This window comes from Campylobacter sp. 1569, assembly GCF_024723675.1.
Taxonomy (GTDB): domain Bacteria; phylum Campylobacterota; class Campylobacteria; order Campylobacterales; family Campylobacteraceae; genus Campylobacter_D; species Campylobacter_D jejuni_C.
Map to the genome: position 1 here is coordinate 1 of NZ_JANQDB010000031.1, position 2,281 is coordinate 2,281.

The 2,281-nt window shown below is 26.5% G+C and carries 2 protein-coding genes and 1 pseudogene; all 3 read left to right on the plus strand.

The features are described 5' to 3' along the window. Positions 1–235 (plus strand): annotated as a pseudogene (locus tag CAMP5060_RS07970) (MBOAT family O-acyltransferase); the annotation flags it as partial. Positions 236–243: 8 nt separating this feature from the next. Beyond that, complete coding sequence (locus CAMP5060_RS07975; protein WP_337218192.1) at positions 244–1,356, plus strand: hypothetical protein; 1,113 nt, start codon at positions 244–246, stop codon at positions 1,354–1,356. Between the two features lie 13 nt (positions 1,357–1,369). Continuing rightward, positions 1,370–2,281 (plus strand): lipopolysaccharide heptosyltransferase II (gene waaF, locus CAMP5060_RS07980; protein WP_337218193.1); only part of this gene is annotated, 912 nt, incomplete at its 3' end.

Consider the following 2,281-nt stretch of genomic DNA (forward strand, 5'->3'; position numbering starts at 1 on the left):
TATAAAATGGCATAGAATGAAAGAATCTTTAGCGCAAATTAGTGGTAGTAATGAAACTTTAATTTACATCATCGTTTGTATGATTTTATGTATTGGGTTTAAAAATAGTATTGAAAAACTTGAAAATTTTAAAGCTAGTTATATAAATTCTTTATTAGTCATGCTTTTTTTATATATAGCTTTGATAACTTTAGGAGTAGTTCCTTATACTGAATTTATTTATTTTAATTTCTAAGGATAAAAATGTTTAAATCATATAAAAAATTTGTAATTTATTCTTTATTAATACCCTTGCCTTTTATGTTGTTTTTGGGAAGTTTACTTTATGTGTATGATCCATTGCAGCTTTATCATGAACCTTGGTTTAGAAAAAAAACATATTACAATGATGTAATTATTAGTGCTAGAGGAATAATTGATCATAGTAATTTTGATTCTTTAATCATAGGTAGTTCAATGCTCCAAAATACTTCGTCTGCAGAAGCATCTTCTAAACTTGGGGGACAATTTATTAATTTATCAATAGGTGGAAGTACTTTTAATCAAAGAAAAATTATTTTAGATTATGCTTTAAAAAAAAGAGATATCAAGCATTTGATAATTTCTTTGGATGAATTTGCTATTATGAATATAAAAAATCATGATACTAGAAATTTTGATTTTTTATATGATGATAATTACTATAATGATTTAAAATTTTATCTCAATAAAAAATTTATTTCATGTGCATTGAAATTTTCTAGTAGTAAAAAATGTGTTGGAAGTGATACTGAGTTGGAAAATTTACCAAAGTGGATTAAAAGTCCGATTGCGCAAAAGCAATTTGGAGGGATTAAAAATTGGATTAAAAATATAGAAGAAGGTGTTCGCAAGGATATTGTAAGTATTGTTGATTTGTATGAAGGAAGATATAAACATAGGGTATCTTATGATAATTTTGATGATTTAAAACAGCATATTCAGCTTTATTTAATTAGTTATATTGAAAAATATCCAAATATTAAATTTTCTTTAATTTTGCCAACATATAGTAGAATTTATCATAGAATGATACAAGCTGAAAATCAATATTACAATAAGTGGTCAAAGTTAATAAAACATATTGCTTTACAGATTAGACCTTATGAAAATGCTAAAATATATGGATTTGATGATTTAGATTATGCAGATGATATTGCAAATTATAAAGATTTAAATCACTATAATATTGATATGAATTCAATTCAACTTAACGCTATAAAAAATCAGACCCATATTGTAAATTATCAAAATATCGATAAATATTTAAAAACGATTGAAGATAAAATTGAAATATTAGATTTAAAGCCTTTATACGATCAAATAAAGCAGAATTAACAATTGGAGTCTTATGAATATTTTTATCAATCTTCCTACTTGGCTTGGCGATACAGTAATGGCTAGTGCGGCTATTTATGCTATAAAAGAAAAATATCCCCAAGCTAAATTTGTTTTTTATGGTTCTTTTGTGAGTACAGAGCTTTTTAAACGCTTTGAAAATGCTCAAATTTTAGTAGAAAATAAAAAGCAAAGATATAAGCAAATTTTACAAGTTAGAAAAAATCTTGGTAAATTTGATCTAGCTTTTTCATTTCGCTCAGCATTTTCAAGCAAGATCATTTTAAATCTAATCAAAGCAAAAAAAAGATTTTATTTTGATAAAAATATTCTAAAAGAAGAACACCAAGTCTTAAAATACTTAAATTTCATAGAAAAAGCTTTGAATTTTAAAGCCACTTCAAATGTTTTAAAACTCCCTATAAAAGCAAAATCAACTCAAAAAATTTTAGGTATAAACCCAGGTGCACATTTTGGAAGTGCGAAAAGATGGGAAGCGAGCTATTTTGCAAGGGTAGCAAAAGAATTTAGTTCAACACATCAAATTTTAATCTTTGGAGTGGAAAGTGAGAGTGAAATTTGTGATGAAATTGAACAATTTCTTCTAAAAGAAGACATAAAAGCAAAAAATCTTTGCGGTAAAACTAACATTTATACTTTATGTAAAAATATTTCTATGCTTGATTTACTAATCACAAATGATAGTGGTCCTATGCATATAGGTGCAGCTTATGGGGTAAAAACGGTGGCTGTTTTTGGCTCTACTAAATTTAGCCAAACCTCACCTTGGCAAGAAAATGCTAAAATAGCACATTTAAATTTAGCTTGTATGCCTTGTATGCAAAAGGTCTGCCCTTTAAAACACCACAAATGTATGAAAGACTTAAAGCCCGAGGTGGTAATAAATTTGGCAAGAAATCTTTCA

Bases quoted from the DNA above. Each gene is read 5' to 3' on its own strand.
- CAMP5060_RS07975 (WP_337218192.1), top strand. From the start codon at position 244: ATGTTTAAATCATATAAAAAATTTGTAATTTATTCTTTATTAATACCC.